Below are 16,885 nucleotides of genomic sequence, written 5' to 3' on the forward strand. Positions count from 1 at the left end.
GCTAGACCCGGTCCGCCGAGAACGTGTCGCAGGCCTCGAGGGTGCCCTCCTCGTAACCGGTCATGAACCAGGTGCGGCGCTGCTCGGCCGACCCGTGGGTCCAGGTCTCCGGTGTCACCTGGCCCTGCGTCTTCTTCTGGATGCGGTCGTCACCGACCGCCTCCGCGGCCTCGATCGCGAGCTCGATGTCGGACTCGGGCACCGGCTCGGCGAGCAGCGGCTCGCCGGACTCGTCGTCGGTGCCGTCGGCGTGGCGGGTCCACATGCCTGCGAAGCAGTCGGCCTGGAGCTCCAGGCGCACGCCGGGGCTCTGCGGGCCGGTCTCCTGGGACCGGACCTTGCTCATCGTGCCGATGACGTTGGAGATGTGGTGGCCGTACTCGTGCGCGAGCACGTAGAACTCCACGAAGCCGCCGTCCGGTCCGCCGAGCTGGTCCTCGAGCACCTGGTCGAAGAACGTCGTGTCGTAGTAGATCGAGGTGTCCGCCGGGCAGTAGAACGGGCCGACCGAGGAGTCGGCGTTGCCGCACTGCGTCGAGACGGCACCCGTGAACGTGGTCAGGCTGGCGATCGGCTCCCAGCCGTTCAGGTTCTGGCCCTCCCAGAAGTCGGTGAGCGAGTTCTCGATCGCGACGCGGGCGCAGTCCAGCGACTCGTTGGCGTCCTCGCCGGTCTCGCACCGGTCGTAGCGTCCGGAGTCCTCGGCGTCGCTGACGCGGCTGCTCTGGAGCTGGCCCCCGAGGGCGTCGCTGAGCACGTCGCCGAAGCCGCCGCCCGCTCCGCCTCCGCCGCCACCGCCACCGTTGTTCAGGCAGCTGACCAGCACGAACACGAGGACGGCGATGATGACGCCACCGATGCCACCCGTCGTGCCGACGCCGCCGGGGATCGGGATGCGCATGCCGGGGCCGCCCCCCGTGCCTCCGCCGCCCCCACGGCCTACGTCGCGGACGCGAGATCGATCGAGCCGAGCCTTCGGATTGAATCGCACCACGGCAGCACCCTAGCCAAACGCGGCGTTTGGGCCCCGCGTGTCAACCCGTGGGAAACTGGGGCCGTCATGATCACGGTTCACCAGCTCGAGGTCCGGGCCGGTGCCCGCCTCCTCATGGACGGCGTCTCCTTCCGCGTGGGCGCCGGCGACAAGGTCGGCCTCGTCGGCCGCAACGGCGCCGGCAAGACCACCCTGACGAAGGTCATCGCCGGCGAGGCGCTGCCGGCAGCCGGGTCGGTCAGCCGCACGGGCGAGATCGGCTACCTGCCGCAGGACCCGCGGTCCGGCGACCCCGACCAGCTGGCGCGCGACCGGATCCTCTCGGCGCGCGGGCTCGACGACGCCGTACGGCGGATGCGCGCCGCCGAGCAGGCGATGGCCTCCGACGACCCCGCCGAGCGGGACAAGGCGTTCCGCAAGTTCCAGCGGGCACAGGACGAGCTCGACGCGGGCGGCGGCTACGCCGCCGAGACCGAGGCGACGCAGATCGCGCAGAGCCTGGGCATCGCCGACCGGCTGCTCGGCCAGCCGCTGAGGACGCTCTCCGGCGGCCAGCGCCGCCGGATCGAGCTGGCGCGGATCCTGTTCTCGGGCGCCGAGGTGCTGATCCTCGACGAGCCGACCAACCACCTCGACGCCGACTCGATCGTGTGGCTGCGCGACTGGATGAAGTCCTACAAGGGCGGCTTCATCGTGATCAGCCACGACAACGACCTGATGTCGCAAACCGTCAACAAGGTCTTCCACCTCGACGCCAACCGCGCGGTCATCGACATCTACAACATGGGCTGGGAGAACTACCTCGCGCAGCGCGAGACCGACGAGGCCCGCCGCAAGCGCGAGGCGATGAACGCCCAGAACAAGGCGAAGACCCTCACCGACCAGGCCAACAAGATGCGGGCGAAGGCGACCAAGGCGAGCGCCGCCCAGCAGATGCTGCGCCGGGCCGAGCGCCTCCTCGAGAGCGTCGAGGGCGAGCGCCAGGCCGACAAGGTCGCCGCGATCAAGTTCCCCACGCCCGCGCCCTGCGGCAAGACGCCGCTCACGGCGCGCGACCTCTCGAAGTCCTACGGGGCCCTGGAGGTCTTCACCGCGGTCGACCTGGCCATCGACAAGGGCTCACGGGTGGTGATCCTCGGCCTCAACGGCGCAGGGAAGACCACGCTGCTGCGGATCCTCGCGGGCATCGACGCCCCCGACACCGGGATGGTCGTGCCCGGCCACGGTCTCAAGCGCGGCTACTACGCGCAGGAGCACGAGACGCTCGACGTCGACCGCACCGTGCTCGAGAACATGCAGTCGGCGGCGCCCCAGCTGACCGACACCGACGCCCGCTCGGTGCTCGGGTCGTTCCTCTTCTCGGGCGACGACGTGCACAAGCCGGCCGGCGTACTGTCCGGCGGTGAGAAGACCCGCCTGGCGCTCGCGAGCCTGGTCGTCTCCGCCGCCAACGTGCTGCTGCTCGACGAGCCGACCAACAACCTCGATCCCGCCTCCCGCGAGGAGGTGCTCAACGCGATCCGCGCCTACGAGGGCGCGATCGTGCTGGTGACCCACGACGAGGGCGCGGTCCAAGCGCTGGAGCCCGACCGGGTGCTGATCCTCCCCGACGGCGTCGAGGACCTCTGGAACGCCGAGTACGCCGACCTGGTGGCGCTGGCCTGACGGCTCGGCACCCCAACCGTGCCGGTTCGGCACGCCAACCGTGCCGGTTCGGCACGCCAACCGTGCCCGTTCGGCCGGTTCACTCCGTGGCGATCGCCTCGAGGACGTTCATCCGGGAGGCGCGGACCGCGGGAGCGATGGCGGCGAGGACGCCGACGACGACCGCGATCACGAGGAACACCACGAGCTGGGTCAGCGGCAGGCCGAGGCTGGTCAGGTCGTCGAGCGTCGCGCGGAGCATGATGCCGACGACCGTGCCGAGGGCCATCCCGAGCACGGCGCCGAGCACGGCGATCGTGACGGACTCCAGGGTGATCATCCGGCGCAGCTTGGTGCGGCTCATCCCGACGGCGCGGAGCAGGCCGATCTCGCGGGTGCGCTCGAAGACGCTGAGGCCCAGGGTGTTCACGATGCCGAAGACGGCGATCACGATCGCGAGGGCGAGCAGGCCGTAGATCATGTAGAGCAGCTGGTTGACCTGGCCGCGCACGGAGTCGGCGAACTCCTCCTTGTCGTAGACGCCGACGATCGGGACCGGCTTCGCCGCGTCGTCGAGCGCCTCGCCCACGGCAGCGGCGTCGGCCCCGGGCTCGAGCATGATGCTGATCGCGCTGTCCTGGCGTGCGATCCCGGCCTCGGCCAGCTGGTCGAGCGGGATGCTGATCCCGGCGGTGACCTCCTGCCCGGTGTGGATGCCGACGACCTCGAGCTCGAGCTTCTTGCCGCCAGGGAACGACAGCTCGAGAGGGTCGCCGACGTCCAGGCCGTGCTCCTCGGCCATGTCCTCGTCGATGACGGCCTCGGCGCCCGAGACCTGCTGGGTGCCCTCGACCATGTCGAGCTCGTAGATGCTGTCGAACGCCTCGTCGTTGCCGGCGACGTACTCCGTGTCGCCGTCCAGCTTGGCCGCCGCCCACTGCTGCCGGCTGACGACCTCCACCCCCTCGATCTCCTCGAACGAGTCGCCGATGGCGGGGGAGAAGGGCAGGAAGGTGTTGCTCTGCACGAGGAAGTCGGCGGCGAAGTCCTCGTCGACCGCGTCGTCGATGGTCGCGTTGAACGACGCGGCGATCACGCCGATCGTCGACACGAGCGCGAGGCCGATCATCAGCGCAGAGGCGGTGGCGCCGGTGCGGCGGGGGTCGCGCAGCGCGTTCTCGCCGGCCAGGCGCCCGGGGGTGCCGAAGAGGCGCGTGAACAGCCAGCGGGTGGCGACCAGAAGCGGGTAGCCCACGATCGGGCTGATGACGGCGAGCGTGAGGATCCAGACGGCACCGCCGATGCCGACCCACAGTGCGCCGTTCTTCTCGGCGACCAGGCCGTAGACCGCGATCGCCGCGCCCGCGGCCAGGAGCACGCCGCCGATGGCGACCCGCCGGCGCATCGAGCGCCGCTCCGGGGCGACGTCGGCGCGCATGGCCTCGATCGGGGCGGACTTCCCGGCCCTGCGGGAGGGGAAGTACGCCGCTGCCACGGTGACGAGGACGCCGACCGCATAGCTCACGAGCACGGCGCTCGGCGTCAGGTCGAGCGCGTTGCCTGCGATGTCCAGCCCGATCGCCCGGAACAGCGCGGCGAGCCCGCGAGCGAGCACCCACCCCAGCGCGATCCCGATCGTCGACGCGACCACGGCGAGGACGAACGCCTCGAGCATGACCGACCGGGTGACCTGCTGGCGGGACGCACCGAGGGCGCGCAGCAGCGCCAGCTCGCGCGTGCGCTGGGCGACCAGGATCGAGAACGTGTTGAGGATGATGAAGGCGCCGACGATGATGGCGATCGCGGCGAAGATCAGCAGGAACGTCTTGATCACGTCGAGGAACGTCCCGACGACGTCCTGCTGCTCCTCCGCGAACTCGTCGCCGGTGACCGACTCGAACCCGGCCGGGATCACCTTCTCCGCCGCGGCGGCGAGCTCTTCCTGGGAGACTCCCTCCTCGGCGGTCAGTGCGACCCGGGTGAAGGCGTCCTTGCCCCCGAGGAAGATCTCCTGGGCGCCCTCGGTCGAGAAGATCAGCAGCGTGGCGCCGGCAGTGCCGCCGCCGTTGAACTCGGCGGTGCCGACGAGGGTGGCGGTGCGCTCGAGCTCGCCGTACGGCGCGAGCAGCTGCACCTCGTCGCCGAGGCTGTAGTCGCCGTTCTCGGCGGCTCCCTCGTCGAGCACGATCTCGTCGGTGCCCTCGGGCCACCGGCCGGACTCGAGGAGGAGGATCTGCTCGCCCGCCATGTTGGGGCCGTCGTGGTAGTTGAACGCGAGCGTCGGCGCGCCCGTGCCGCCCACCAAGGTGCCGTCGGCGGCGAGGAGGTTCATGCCGAAGCCCTCCACGTCGCCGTCGGCGCGTGCGACCTCGGGCAGCGCCTCGAGCTCCTCGACCGCGGCGGGCGGGAGCGTCTGGGTGGGCACGCCGCCCTCGCCCGCGCTGAACTCCGCGGCGTCCTGCACGCGGACCAGGCCGTCGGGCGCGGAACCGTTGATGATGCCGTCGAACGTCGTCGACAGGCCGTTGCTGAAGACCAGGACGCCCGAGAGGAACGCGACGCCGATGACGACGGCGATGCCGCTCATCACCAGGCGGAGCTTGCGCGCGAAGATGTTGCGCAGCGTCAACTTGATCACGGCAGCGCCTGCTCGACCCGCGCGGCGGCCGCGGCCTGCAGCGACGTCATGTGCTCGAGGATCTGCTCGCGGTCGGGCGAGGTGATCTCGTCCACGACCTTGCCGTCGGCCAGGAACAGCACCCGGTCGCAGTACGACGCCGCGACGGCGTCGTGGGTGACCATCACGATCGTCTGCCCGAACTCGTCGACGCTGCGACGCAGGAACGACAGCACCTCGGCGCCCGAGGTGCTGTCGAGGTTGCCGGTCGGCTCGTCGGCGAACACGATCGACGGCTTGCTCACGAGCGCCCGCGCACATGCGACGCGCTGCTGCTGGCCTCCCGACAGCTCGCCCGGCTTGTGGCCCAGCCGGTCGCGGAGCCCGACCGTGTCGACGACGGTGTCGAACCACGCCTGGTCGGGCTTCGCGCCGGCCAGGTTGAGGGGCAGCAGGATGTTCTCCCGCGCGGTCAGCGTCGGGATCAGGTTGAAGGCCTGGAAGACGAACCCGATCCGCTCCCGGCGCAGCGCGGTGAGCGCCTTGTCGTTGAGACGGCCGAGGTCGGTGCCGTCGACCTCGACCGTGCCGCTGGTGGGTGTGTCGAGCGCCGCGAGGCAGTGCATCAGCGTGGACTTGCCGGAGCCGGACGGGCCCATGATCGCGGTGAAGCGACCGCGGCTGAGCTCGACGCTCACGCCGTCGAGCGCGTGCACGCCGGCGTCGCCGGTGCCGTAGGTCTTGCGGAGGTCGACCGCGCGGGCGGCGACCGCGGGGTCGGTGGCTGACGTCGAGATGGGGGCGCTCGTCATGGTCCCAACCCTGCCCCAGGGACGGTTGCGCCTGCCATCGGGTATCTCCCTGATCCCGACCCCTCAGGGGAGCAGGAGGCAGCTGTCGCCGAACTCGTGCCAGAGGTAGCCCTCGTCCGTCGCGGCGCGGTAGGCCGCCTGCGTCAGGTCGGGACCGGCGACGGCCTCGACGAGCAGCAGGTGCGACGCCTCGGGGTCGTGCCAGCCGGTGACGAGGCCGTCGACCACGCGCGGTGGGTCGGCGGGCGTGACCACGCGCTCGGTCCAGCCGCTCGCCTCGACCACGCGGACGGCTCCGCCCTCGTCGGCGACGACCGCGGACTCGAGGGCCCGGGTGACCGTGGTGCCGACGGCGACCACGCGGCCGCCGCCGGCGCGGGCGGCGTTCACCGCCGCCGCCGTCGATGCCGGTACGGCGAACCGCTCGGGCTGCGGCGCCTCGCCGGCCTCCTGCGACGACACCCCGGTGTGCAGCGTGATCGGCGCGACGGCGATGCCGCGAGCGACGAGCCGGGTGATCAGGTCCGCGGTGAACGGTCGTCCGGCCGACGGCATCTCCGCGCTCCCCGGCCGGATGCCGAAGACGGTCTGGTAGTCCGCGAGCGGGTAGCGGTCGGCGAGGTAGCCGTACGCGATCGGCCGCCCGTAGCGACGTGCCACGTCGGTCAGGTCGGCACCCGTCGCGGTGGCACGCCACAGCCGGTTGCCCGTGCCGGTCGGCGAGGACCCCTCCCGCGGGTACGGCGCCTCGAGGCGAAGGTGGGCGCGACCCGCGGCGAGCTCCAGCACGTCGCCCGCCACGGCGTCGAGCACGGCGCGGTCGGCGTCCGGGGCCCGTCGTACCTCCACCACCCAGGAGCCGTCGTCGAGCGACGTGGCGAGGTGGACGACGACCGCGCCGTGGCGGTCACTCAGGGCGTCGAGCTGGCCGGCGACGGTCGCCGAGTCGTTGACGACCACGATGTCGCCGGGCCGCAGGTGGTCGGCGAGGTGGTGGAAGCGGGTGTGGGTGATGCCCGCGCGGCGGTCGGCGACCAGCAGCCGCACCGCATCGCGCGCCTGCCCGCGACGCTCCGGCGGCGCCGGGGCGAACCGGCTGGGCGGTGCGTCGAACACCGTGGTGGGACGTTCGTGCAGGAGCGTCACGTCAGCCCACCGCCCCGGCGGGCACGGGGACGTCCGCCGCGCGGTAGCGGCCGGACGGTGGCTTCTGCTCGAGCAGCGCGAGCAGGTGCGGCACGACCGTCTCCGGCAGCGGGCGGTCGGAGATGTCCTCGCCCGGGAACCACTCCTGGTGCATGGCGGTCCGCATGTCGCCGGGGTCGACGGCGTACGCCGTGATCTCGGGGTTCTCGGCGGCGAAGGTCAGCGTGATGTGGTCGAGCCCGGCCTTGGACGCGCTGTAGAGGCCCCAGCCCTCGTAGTGCTCGACGGCGGCGTCGGACGAGATCGACAGGAGGGTGCCGCCCGTCGCGCGGAGGTGGGGGAGCAGCAGCGACGTGAGCACGAGGGGTGCGCCCACGTTGTGGCGCCACACGTGCTGGAGGTCCTCGGGCGTGGTGTCGTCGAGCCGGCGGTAGCGCTGCTCGCCGGACGCCGGCCCGAGCACGCTCGCGTTGTGGACGAGCAGGTCGAGGCGCCCGAGGTCGTCGACCACCGAGCGCAGCTCGGCGCGGTGGTCGGCGTCGGTCACGTCGCCGCGCACCACGATCGCGGAGGGGGAGAGGACGGGGCGGAGGTCCCGGATCCGGTCGCCGGTCCGGCCGTCGGTGACGACCTGCCAGCCCGCGTGGTCGAGCGCGGTCACGAGCGCGCGTCCGAGGCCGGCGGTGCCACCGGTGATGAGTGCTGTCTTCTGTGTCATGCAACCAGGGTCGAACTTAAAGTTAACTTGATGTCAAGGGGGAATGCTCGGTTGGCTCGTGAAAGTTCGTGCGGCGGCTGCAGGATCGGAGCATCCTGCAGGGGACGGAAGGAGCGCTGCCATGCGCTGGATCGGTTGTCTCGTCGTCGGGCTCGTCGTCGCGCTGCTCCCGCCGGCGCCGTCGTACGCCGAGCCGCCGCTCACGATCCGGGTGGCGCCCTTCGCGCAGTCCGGTCACGTGCCGCCGGCGATCATCGGGTCCTCCGAGGACATGGTCGGGGACCCGTACTGGGTCTCCGACGAGGACTCGACCCTCATCGACGGAGCCCCCCTCGAGGCCGTCCCGGGTCCGCCCGACCCGTGGAGCCACGTCGCCCAGGCGCCGCTGAACAGCCTGCCCGCCGGGCGCTACACGCTGACGATCGCGGGCCAGGAGCCCGTGCCGTTCGAGGTGGGCGACGACTTCTACGACGACGTGATCACCTCGCTGCTCGGGATCTACGACTCCAACGCCGACGGCGACGAGCCCTCGTCGTACCACGCGAGGAGCCACATGAACGACCGGAGGTCGAAGATCGCCAACGGCCCGCACAAGGGCGAGCGCATCGATGTCATGGGCGGCTGGATGGACGCCGGCGACCAGATCAAGTTCACCACCACGACCGCCTACAGCACGCTGATGCTCGACCTCGCCGCCCGCAACGCGGCGCGGCAGCGCTCGGCCCTGCGGGGCAAGGCGAGCATCGGGATCCGGTGGCTGCTCAAGGCGCACCCGCGCGCCGGCGTGTTCGCGAGCCTGGTCGGTCACGTCGCGACCGACCACGACACCGGCTTCCGTGACCCCGCCACCGACGACGAGAGCGACGTCGCGCTGCTGAGGAACCGGCCGACCTACGTGCTGACCCGGGCGACCGGTGGCTCCGACGTCGCTGCCATCGCCGCGGCAGCGCTGGCCACCCGAGCGAGCACGACCGGCGACAAGGACGCCAAGGCCCGGCTCCTCCGGCACGCGCGCGCCTGGCTGGCGTTCGCCGAGGACGTCGGCAAGGTCTGGGACAACTGCTGCTACCAGCAGGACAGCTTCCAGGACGACCTCGCCGTGGCGCGGGCGGCGTTGTGGCGTGCCACGGGCCGTGAGACGTACGCCGCGGGCGCCCTGCGCGCGCTCCGGAGGGCGACGACCCGGGACGGCGAGCCCGCACCGTGGCTGGTGGCCGCCGACGGCTACGAGATGTCGGCGGTCGCAGCGGGCGAGCTCTGCGGCGTTCTCGGGGCGAAGGCCGCGCCGAAGAAGTACCGGGATCCCGCGTGCCGGCTGCTCCGGGACGGAGCCGGCAACTGGGCCTACGTCGTCGAGACCGAGACGGCGTTCGGCCGCGCGGGCTGGAACCAGTGGGGGTCGGCGCGGCAGCACGAGAGCGGCGGCCTGGTCCTCGAGATGGGCCTGAGGGCGGGCCACGACGTCGAGGACCAGGCGCTCCGGGCGCAAGGCTGGTTCCTCGGCGTCAACCCGTGGGGCAAGCGCTTCCATGTGGTCTACGACAACGGCGCCGGTGACGTCGACCCCGAGGACTGGGTGCAGCACCCCTACCACTGGACGGTCGGCCTCGGGCTCGAGCCGCCGAACGGCGCGCTGCCGGGCGGGCCCACGGACCTGGAGACCATCAACGACAACCGGTGCGACACCTGCGACCCGCTGGTCCTCGGGACCTACGACACCGCCGCGCAGACCTACCAGGACCGCGCCGACGACTGGGTGATGAACGAGATCGGGATCAACTACAACGCGCCCGCAGTCCTCCACTACGCATTGCTGAACTGAATGGCGCACTACGCGTGCGCGCAACTTTTGCCAGGTTCGTAGGCCCGTTGCGCGCCGCACGCGCGCGCCCGCTTCGTGCGCTGCTGTCCGGCGGCTGACGCTTCTGGCAGGGTGGCGCCATGGCTGCAGAGTCCGGCTTCGTGGGCGCCATCGACCAGGGCACGACCAGCACCCGGTTCATGGTCTTCGACCATGCGGGCGCCGAGGTGGCGCGCCACCAGCTCGAGCACGAGCAGATCCTGCCGCGCGCGGGCTGGGTCGAGCACAACCCGGTGGAGATCTGGGAGCGCACCTCCGCGGTCGTGCAGACCGCGCTCGGCAAGGCGGGACTCACGGCCGGCGACCTCGCCGCGGTCGGCATCACCAACCAGCGCGAGACCACGATCGTGTGGGACCGCCGCACCGGCCGTCCGCTGCACAACGCGATCGTCTGGCAGGACACGCGCACCGACTCGATCACCGCGGCCCTCGACCGCGACGGCCGGGGCGACGTCGTCCGGCACCGCGCCGGGCTGCCGCCGGCGCCGTACTTCTCGGGCGGCAAGCTGAAGTGGCTGCTCGACAACGTCGACGGCGTGCGCGCCGCGGCCGAGCGCGGCGACGCGCTGTTCGGTACGGCGGACACGTGGCTGCTGTGGCACCTCACCGGCGGCCCCGACGGCGGCGTGCACGTCACCGACGTGACCAACGCCAGCCGCACCATGCTCATGGACCTCGAGACCCTCGACTGGGACGAGGAGCTGCTCGGGTTCTTCGGGGTGCCGCGCGAGATGCTGCCGGAGATCCGCGAGTCGTCGGCGGTCACGCCGTACGGCACGACCCGCGCCACCGGGCCGTTCGCCGGCGAGATCCCGCTGAGCGGCATCCTCGGCGACCAGCAGGCGGCCACCGTCGGTCAGGTCTGCTTCGCGCCGGGCGAGGCCAAGAACACCTACGGCACCGGCAACTTCATGCTGCTCAACACCGGCACGGAGATCGTGCGCTCCGAGGCCGGCCTGCTCACGACGCCCGCCTACCAGCTGGGCGACCAGCCGTGCGTCTACGCGTTGGAGGGGTCGATCGCGGTCACCGGGTCGGCCGTGCAGTGGCTGCGCGACCAGATGGCCATCATCCGCAACGCCGCCGACGTCGAGACGCTGGCACGGCAGGTCGACGACAACGGCGACGTCTACTTCGTGCCGGCGTTCTCCGGCCTGTTCGCGCCGCACTGGCGCTCCGACGCCCGCGGCGCGATCGTCGGCCTGTCGCGGTTCAACACGCGCTCGCACATCGCGCGCGCGACGCTGGAGGCCATCTGCTTCCAGTCCCGCGACGTCGTCGAGGCGATGTGCGTCGACTCGGGCGTGCGGCTCGAGGTGCTCAAGGTCGACGGGGGAGTCACCGCCAACGACCTGTGCATGCAGATCCAGGCCGACGTGCTGGGCGTGCCCGTGAGCCGGCCGAAGGTGCCGGAGACGACCGCCCTGGGCGCTGCCTACGCGGCGGGTCTGTCCGTCGGCTTCTGGAAGGACACCGACGAGCTGCGGCAGAACTGGGCCGAGGACGAGCGCTGGGAGCCGACCTGGGACGACGCCCGCCGCGACGCGGCGTACCGGAAGTGGCAGAAGGCCGTCGAGCGCACGCTCGACTGGGTCGAGGTCGAGTAGCGGCGCTGCTATAAAGTGCTATAAACGGCACACGGCGCTATAAGCGCACGACGATGCTCATCGTGGAGGCTCATCGTCCCGGACCCGAGGAGGCTGCGTTGGCTGCATCGGCACCGTCGACCGGGGCGACCGATCGCCGCGAGAACCCCTACCGCCCCGGCTTCAACCAGCCGCCGGTCGTCTTCGCGGGTCGCTCCGACGTGCTCGACGGAGCCACCGAGGCGCTCGCGATCGCGGCCTTCGACGGGCGCACGCCGCGGCCGCTGATCCTGGTCGGCCCGCGCGGGGTCGGCAAGACCGCGACCCTGGGCGAGATCGCGGAGCTCGCGGCCGAGCAGCACCAGTGGCCGACCGTGCACGTGGAGGCAAAGAGCGGCGGACGGTTGCTGCCCGAGCTGACCGCACGGCTGCGCGCGGCGAGCCGGCTCCTCGCCGGCGAGCAGGCCGAGTCCCGGCGGCGTCGTACCCGGGTGAAGGGCGGCACGCTCGAGGCGAGGGTGTTCGGCGTCGGCGGCGAGATCGAGATCGAGGCGGTCGACCAGCAGGGTGCGGACTCGGTCGCCGACGCGCTCGCCGCGGCGATGCGGGCCGCCGTCGACGCCGGCGCCGGGCTGGTGGTGACCATCGACGAGCTGCACAGCGCCGACGCGGCCGAGCTCGCCGAGCTGTTCGGCACCGTCCAGGAGAGCGTGCCGGCCGGTTGGCCCCTCGTGCTCGCCATGGCCGGCCTCCCGACGTTGCGCGAGACCCGCGGCCGGCGGTTGCCGACCTACCTCGAGCGCGCCGAGTGGCACGACCTCGACACGCTGCCGCCCGACGAGGCGCGCGCCGCCCTCGTCGGTCCCGCCGAGCAGGCCGGCCGGCCGATGACGCCCGAGGCGACCGGCGTGCTGCTCGACCAGTGCGGCGGCTATCCCTATGCGATCCAGGTCGCCGGCCACTTCGCCTGGCGGGCATCGCACGGGAGCGACGAGATCACCCGCGCCCACGCGCGCAGCGCCGTACCGAAGATCGAGGCCGACCTCGGGCAGCTGTTCAAGGCGCGGTGGGACGACGCCAGCCCCAAGGAGCAGGACTACCTGCGGGCGATGGCCGCGGTCGCCGGCAGGGGCGAGGTGCCGAAGGGCCCGGCCGTCGCGGCCGAGCTCGGCGCGGCGGTGACGAGCGTGTCCTACCTGCGCGCCCGGTTGCTGCGCAAGGGCACGATCTACCGCGAGGCCGGCGGGGCGCTCCACTTCATCACTCCCGGCATGGGCGCGTGGATCCGCGCGCTCGATCGGGAAGACTGACCCCATCCGCTCCAGGAGGCTCCGCATGAACCCCACCGCGCTGTCGCCCCGTGCCCGCACGGCTGCGCTGAAGCGGCTCCGCACCCAGCACCTCGACCTGCTGGTGATCGGCGGTGGCGTCGTCGGCGGCGGTGCCGCGCTCGACGCCGCGACCCGCGGCCTGGCGGTCGGGCTGGTCGAGGCGCGCGACTTCGCGTCGGGCACGTCGAGCCGTAGCTCCAAGCTCGTCCACGGCGGGCTGCGCTACCTGGAGATGCTCGACTTCCGCCTCGTCGCCGAGGCGTTGAAGGAACGCGGCCTCCTGATGGAGCACCTCGCGCCGCACCTGGTGCGACCGGTCCCGTTCCTCTACCCGCTCCAGGGCCGCGGCTGGGAGCGCTGGTACGCCGGCAGCGGCGTCGCCCTGTACGACGCGATGTCCAAGGCCAGCGGCTACGGCACCCGCACGCCGCTGCACAAGCACCTGACCCGGCACGGCGCCCGCAAGGTCTTCCCCTCGCTGCGCAAGGACGCCCTCGTCGGCGCGATCCGCTACTACGACGCGCAGGTCGACGACGCGCGGCACACGATGTTCCTCGCCCGCACCGCCGCGACGTACGGCGCCGCCGTCGCGTCGCGCACCCGCGTGCTCGGTCTGCTGAAGGAGAGCGAGCGGGTCGTCGGCGCCGAGGTGGTCGACCTCGAGACCGGGGAGCGTTTCGAGATCCGCGCCTCGCAGGTCATCAACGCGACCGGCGTGTGGACCGACGAGACCCAGGCGATGGCCCGTGAGCGCGGCCAGTTCCGGGTGCGGGCGTCGAAGGGCATCCACGTCGTCGTGCCGCGCGACCGCATCCGCGGCGAGACCGGCCTCATCCTGCGCACGGAGACGTCGGTGCTGTTCGTCATCCCGTGGAAGCGGCACTGGATGATCGGCACCACCGACACCGACTGGGAGCTCTCGAAGGACCACCCGGCCGCGAGCTCGCGCGACATCGACTACCTGCTCGAGCGGGTCAACAAGGTGCTCGAGGTGCCGCTGACCCGCGACGACGTCGAGGGCGTGTTCGCCGGCCTGCGTCCGCTGCTGGCCGGCGAGGACGCGGCGACGTCGAAGCTGTCCCGCGAGCACGCCGTCGCACACTCGGTGCCCGGCCTGGTCGTGGTCGCCGGCGGCAAGTACACGACCTACCGGGTGATGGCTAAGGACGCCGTCGACGAGGCCGTGCACGGCCTGGAGTCGGTGCTCGGCCGGACCGTCGGCCCCTGTGTGACCGAGAAGGTGCCGCTCGTCGGCGCCGACGGCTACCAGGCCCTCTGGAACCAGCGGCGGACGCTGGCGAACCAGTCCGGGCTGCCGCTCAACCGCATCGAGCACCTGCTGGAGCGTTACGGCTCGCTCGTGCTCGAGGTGCTCAACCTGGTCGCCGCGGAGCCCGACCTCGGCCAGCCGTTGCCGGGCGCGGAGGACTACCTCCAGGTCGAGGCGGTCTACGCCGTCACCCACGAGGGAGCGCGCCACCTCGACGACATCCTGACCCGGCGGTTGCGGGTCTCCTTCGAGACGTTCGACCGCGGGGTGGCGGCGGCGCCGTACGTCGCCGACCTGGTGCGCGGTCACCTCGGCTGGACCGGCGAGCAGACGCAGCGCGAGCTGGAGCACTACCTCAAGCGCGTCGAGGCCGAGCGGGAGAGCCAGCGCCAGCCCGACGACCACACCGCGGACGCCGCGCGGAAGGGGGCGCCCGACGTGGTGCCGGTCTCGCACGTCGCCGAGGACATCTCCGCGGGGTGAGGCGCTAGCGTCGGCGTCATGGACCTCCACCTCCAGGACCGCGTCTTCATCGTCACCGGCGGCACCCGCGGGCTCGGTCGCGCCACGGTCGAGGAGCTCGTGGCGGCCGGTGCCCGCGTGGTGGTCAGCGGCCGCGATCCCGAGAGCATCGCCGGCACCGTGATGTCGCTGGTCGAGACGAGCGGCCGCGACGCCGCCATCGGCGTGCCGGCCGACAATGCCGACGCAGGTACGCCCGCCGCGTTGATCGGCGCCGCCCAGGACAAGTGGGGGCGCCTCGACGGCGCGCTGATCTCGGTTGGCGGACCGCCGGCCGGCCCGGTGACGGCCATGAGCGACGACGACTGGACCGCGGCGTTCGGGTCGGTGTTCCTCGGCGCCGTCCGGCTGGCGCGCGAGGTCGGAGCCGTGCTGGGCGAGGACGGCGCGCTGGCGCTGGTGCTGTCGACGAGCGTCCGCGAGCCCGTCGAGAACCTCGGCATCTCCAACGGCCTGCGCCCGGGCCTCGCGATGGTCGCGAAGTCGCTCGCCGACGAGCTCGGGCCGCGCGGCGTGCGGGTCAACGGCCTGCTGCCGGGACGGATCGCCACCGACCGGGTCGCCGAGCTCGACGCCAGCACGCCCGACCCGGCCGCGACCCGCGAGCGCTGGGAGGGGCGGATCCCGCTGCGGCGCTACGGTGCGCCGGCCGAGTTCGGCCGGGTCGCGGCGTTCCTGCTCTCGCCCGCGGCCTCGTTCGTCACCGGAGCGATGGTCCCGGTCGACGGAGGGATGACGCGGTCGCTCTGACCGACCGGCGGAGCCCGAGGGTCAGGCGGTCACCGTGACCTGCTCGAGGTAGCCGCGGACGGCCGCGCGGCTCTTGGTCAGGCACGCGATCTTGTCCTCGATCGAGGTGAGCTCACGGCTCAGCCGCTCCGCGAAGGTCCGGGAGCAGGTGGGGGTCCACTCGTCGGCGTGGTCGTCCATCGAGAGCACGATCCGCACCAGGTCGGTCGTCAGGCCCGAGCTGATGAGGCTGGCCACGGTCGTCGCCCGCTCCACGTCGGCCTCGACGTACTCGCGATAGCCGTTCGCGGCCCGCTCGGAGGCGAGCAGGCCCTGCTCCTCGTAGTAGCGCAGCATCCGGGTCGAGATGTTGGTCCGCTTGGCGAGCTCGCCGATGCGCATGGGTTCCTCCGGGGCCGGGAAATCGGGTGACGATCAGGGCTTGACCTTCACACCGATGTCAAAGTCTACCGTCATTTTCATGACCATCCAGACTGCTGCTCCGACCCCCGTCACGGCCACGCCGTGGCTGGCCCTGGGGGCCCTCGGGCTCGCCACCTTCGCCACCGTCACGACCGAGCTGATGCCGTCCGGCGTGCTGCCGACGATGAGCCGCGACCTCGGGGTCTCCACCGCGGCCGGCGGCCTCCTGGTGACCGCGTGGGCGCTCACGATCGTGCTGACCAGCCTGCTGCTGGTCAGGAGCACGTCGGCCGTACGGCGCCGCACGCTCGTCGTGGGCGCGATGGTGGTCGTGGCCGCCGCCAACGTCGGCACCGCGCTCGCGCCGACGTTCGCCCTCGCCATCGGGGCCAGGATCGCGGCCGCCGGGGCGCACGGCCTGTTCTGGGCGGTCGTCGTCGCCTACGCCGCTTCGCTGGTGGATCCCTCGAAGGTGGGCCGTGCCCTCGCGGTGGTGCTGGCGGGGCCCACCTTCGCGGGCCTGGTCGGTCTGCCTGCCGGGGCGGCGGTCGCCGACGCGGTCGGGTGGCGCCCGCTCTTCGCGTCGCTCGCCGTGGTGGTGGTCGTGGTCGCGGCCGTCGTGTGGACCGTCGTGCCCGATGCGCCCCGGTCGGCCGCGCCGGCAGCCGCCACGGGTGGCTGGGACCGTTCGGCGAAGCCGGTGCTCCTGACAGCCATCGCGGGCGGGCTGGTGCTCGTCGGGCACTTCGCCGTCTTCACCTTCGTCGCGCCGTTGACGGCGGCTCACGTCGGCGACGGCGCGGTGCCGACGATGCTGCTGGTCCTCGGCGTCGGCGGGCTCGTGGGCACGCTCGTGTCGGGTCAGGTCGTCGACCGGTGGCCCGGGGCGGCGTACCCCGTGTCCGCGGCGCTCTTCGTCGCGAGCCTCGCCGGCCTCGCGCTCGGTCCGACGTACTGGGTGGTCGCCGCGGTCTGGGGCGTCCTCGTGGGCCTGTTCCCGGTCGCTCTCCAGAGCAGGGTCATGGCGCAGGCGTCGCCCGGCTTCCGCGACCAGGCCGGAGCGATCGTGATGACGGTCCTGAACCTCGGCCTGGCGCTCGGCGCCGCACTGGGCAGCGCGGTCACGGCCGTCGCGGACGTGGTCGCGGTGCCGCTGTGGGCCGCGGCGCTGGCGGCGCTGGCGGCGGTGCCGCTGGCGATGGCGTCGCGGTCGGCCCGCGACGCCGGGTGAC

The 16,885-nt window shown here is 72.4% G+C and carries 13 protein-coding genes; 7 read left to right on the plus strand and 6 right to left on the minus strand.

Translation table 11 applies throughout. The features are described 5' to 3' along the window. Nucleotide 1: 1 nt before the first annotated feature. A complete protein-coding gene (ypfJ, locus tag HNR19_RS10040) occupies nt 2-901 on the minus strand; it encodes a KPN_02809 family neutral zinc metallopeptidase (RefSeq protein WP_218910200.1) in 900 nt (299 codons plus the stop codon). A gap of 159 nt (nt 902-1,060) precedes the next feature. Between ypfJ and HNR19_RS10045 the strand changes: the two genes are divergently transcribed. Beyond that, nucleotides 1,061-2,659 (plus strand): ABC-F family ATP-binding cassette domain-containing protein, encoded by a 1,599-nt coding sequence (locus HNR19_RS10045; protein WP_179667789.1) that lies wholly within the window; start codon nt 1,061-1,063, stop codon nt 2,657-2,659. Between the two features lie 79 nt (nt 2,660-2,738). On the opposite strand, the gene HNR19_RS10050 is transcribed toward HNR19_RS10045, so the two are convergent. The 4 genes from HNR19_RS10050 to HNR19_RS10065 all read right to left on the minus strand — a co-directional run bounded on the left by HNR19_RS10050 (nt 2,739) and on the right by HNR19_RS10065 (nt 7,931). Continuing rightward, complete coding sequence (locus HNR19_RS10050; protein WP_179667790.1) at nt 2,739-5,276, minus strand: FtsX-like permease family protein; 2,538 nt, start codon at nt 5,274-5,276, stop codon at nt 2,739-2,741. Continuing rightward, on the minus strand, nt 5,273-6,067 hold the full coding sequence (locus tag HNR19_RS10055) for an ABC transporter ATP-binding protein (protein ID WP_179667791.1): 795 nt from the start codon (nt 6,065-6,067) through the stop codon (nt 5,273-5,275). Before HNR19_RS10055 ends, HNR19_RS10050 begins: the two co-directional genes overlap by 4 nt. A 63-nt stretch (nt 6,068-6,130) precedes the next feature. Then, nucleotides 6,131-7,213 (minus strand): S-adenosylmethionine:tRNA ribosyltransferase-isomerase, encoded by a 1,083-nt coding sequence (locus HNR19_RS10060; protein ID WP_179667792.1) that lies wholly within the window; start codon nt 7,211-7,213, stop codon nt 6,131-6,133. A gap of 1 nt (nt 7,214) precedes the next feature. Further along, complete coding sequence (locus HNR19_RS10065; protein WP_179667793.1) at nt 7,215-7,931, minus strand: SDR family oxidoreductase; 717 nt, start codon at nt 7,929-7,931, stop codon at nt 7,215-7,217. A 121-nt stretch (nt 7,932-8,052) separates the two neighbouring features. Here HNR19_RS10065 and HNR19_RS10070 point away from each other — a divergent pair, with 121 nt between their 5' ends. The 5 genes from HNR19_RS10070 (at nt 8,053) to HNR19_RS10090 (ending at nt 15,251) form a co-directional block, all read left to right on the plus strand. Then, complete coding sequence (locus tag HNR19_RS10070) at nt 8,053-9,753, plus strand: glycoside hydrolase family 9 protein (protein ID WP_179667794.1); 1,701 nt, start codon at nt 8,053-8,055, stop codon at nt 9,751-9,753. A 119-nt stretch (nt 9,754-9,872) separates the two neighbouring features. After that, entirely contained in the window at nt 9,873-11,399 is a 1,527-nt protein-coding gene (gene glpK / locus HNR19_RS10075) for a glycerol kinase GlpK (protein ID WP_179667795.1), read from the plus strand. A 98-nt stretch (nt 11,400-11,497) separates the two neighbouring features. Further along, complete coding sequence (locus tag HNR19_RS10080) at nt 11,498-12,688, plus strand: ATP-binding protein (RefSeq protein WP_179667796.1); 1,191 nt, start codon at nt 11,498-11,500, stop codon at nt 12,686-12,688. 25 nt (nt 12,689-12,713) lie between these two features. Further along, nucleotides 12,714-14,462, plus strand: a complete 1,749-nt coding sequence (locus HNR19_RS10085) for a glycerol-3-phosphate dehydrogenase/oxidase (RefSeq protein ID WP_179667797.1) — start codon at nt 12,714-12,716, stop codon at nt 14,460-14,462. A gap of 18 nt (nt 14,463-14,480) precedes the next feature. Next, the gene (locus tag HNR19_RS10090; protein ID WP_179667798.1) at nt 14,481-15,251 is read left to right on the plus strand and encodes an SDR family oxidoreductase; all 771 of its coding nucleotides are present in this window, start codon (nt 14,481-14,483) and stop codon (nt 15,249-15,251) included. Between the two features lie 21 nt (nt 15,252-15,272). Here HNR19_RS10090 and HNR19_RS10095 read toward each other — a convergent pair whose 3' ends face one another. Beyond that, nucleotides 15,273-15,632, minus strand: a complete 360-nt coding sequence (locus tag HNR19_RS10095; protein ID WP_179667799.1) for a MerR family transcriptional regulator — start codon at nt 15,630-15,632, stop codon at nt 15,273-15,275. Between the two features lie 79 nt (nt 15,633-15,711). Between HNR19_RS10095 and HNR19_RS10100 the strand changes: the two genes are divergently transcribed. After that, nucleotides 15,712-16,884: an MFS transporter gene (locus HNR19_RS10100; RefSeq protein ID WP_179667800.1), complete on the plus strand. Its 1,173-nt coding sequence runs from the start codon at nt 15,712-15,714 to the stop codon at nt 16,882-16,884. Nucleotide 16,885 lies beyond the last annotated feature (1 nt).

It is taken from the genome of Nocardioides thalensis (assembly GCF_013410655.1).
Lineage (GTDB): Bacteria > Actinomycetota > Actinomycetes > Propionibacteriales > Nocardioidaceae > Nocardioides > Nocardioides thalensis.

What these genes read in the sequence shown, in the direction of transcription:
- ypfJ (WP_218910200.1), bottom strand. Translation starts at nt 901, where the DNA reads ATGCGCATCCCGATCCCCGGCGGCGTCGGCACGACGGGTGGCATCGGT.
- HNR19_RS10085 (WP_179667797.1), top strand. Translation starts at nt 12,714, where the DNA reads ATGAACCCCACCGCGCTGTCGCCCCGTGCCCGCACGGCTGCGCTGAAG.
- glpK (WP_179667795.1), top strand. Translation starts at nt 9,873, where the DNA reads ATGGCTGCAGAGTCCGGCTTCGTGGGCGCCATCGACCAGGGCACGACC.
- HNR19_RS10055 (WP_179667791.1), bottom strand. Translation starts at nt 6,067, where the DNA reads ATGACGAGCGCCCCCATCTCGACGTCAGCCACCGACCCCGCGGTCGCC.
- HNR19_RS10070 (WP_179667794.1), top strand. Translation starts at nt 8,053, where the DNA reads ATGCGCTGGATCGGTTGTCTCGTCGTCGGGCTCGTCGTCGCGCTGCTC.
- HNR19_RS10100 (WP_179667800.1), top strand. Translation starts at nt 15,712, where the DNA reads ATGACCATCCAGACTGCTGCTCCGACCCCCGTCACGGCCACGCCGTGG.
- HNR19_RS10095 (WP_179667799.1), bottom strand. Translation starts at nt 15,632, where the DNA reads ATGCGCATCGGCGAGCTCGCCAAGCGGACCAACATCTCGACCCGGATG.
- HNR19_RS10045 (WP_179667789.1), top strand. Translation starts at nt 1,061, where the DNA reads ATGATCACGGTTCACCAGCTCGAGGTCCGGGCCGGTGCCCGCCTCCTC.
- HNR19_RS10090 (WP_179667798.1), top strand. Translation starts at nt 14,481, where the DNA reads ATGGACCTCCACCTCCAGGACCGCGTCTTCATCGTCACCGGCGGCACC.
- HNR19_RS10065 (WP_179667793.1), bottom strand. Translation starts at nt 7,931, where the DNA reads ATGACACAGAAGACAGCACTCATCACCGGTGGCACCGCCGGCCTCGGA.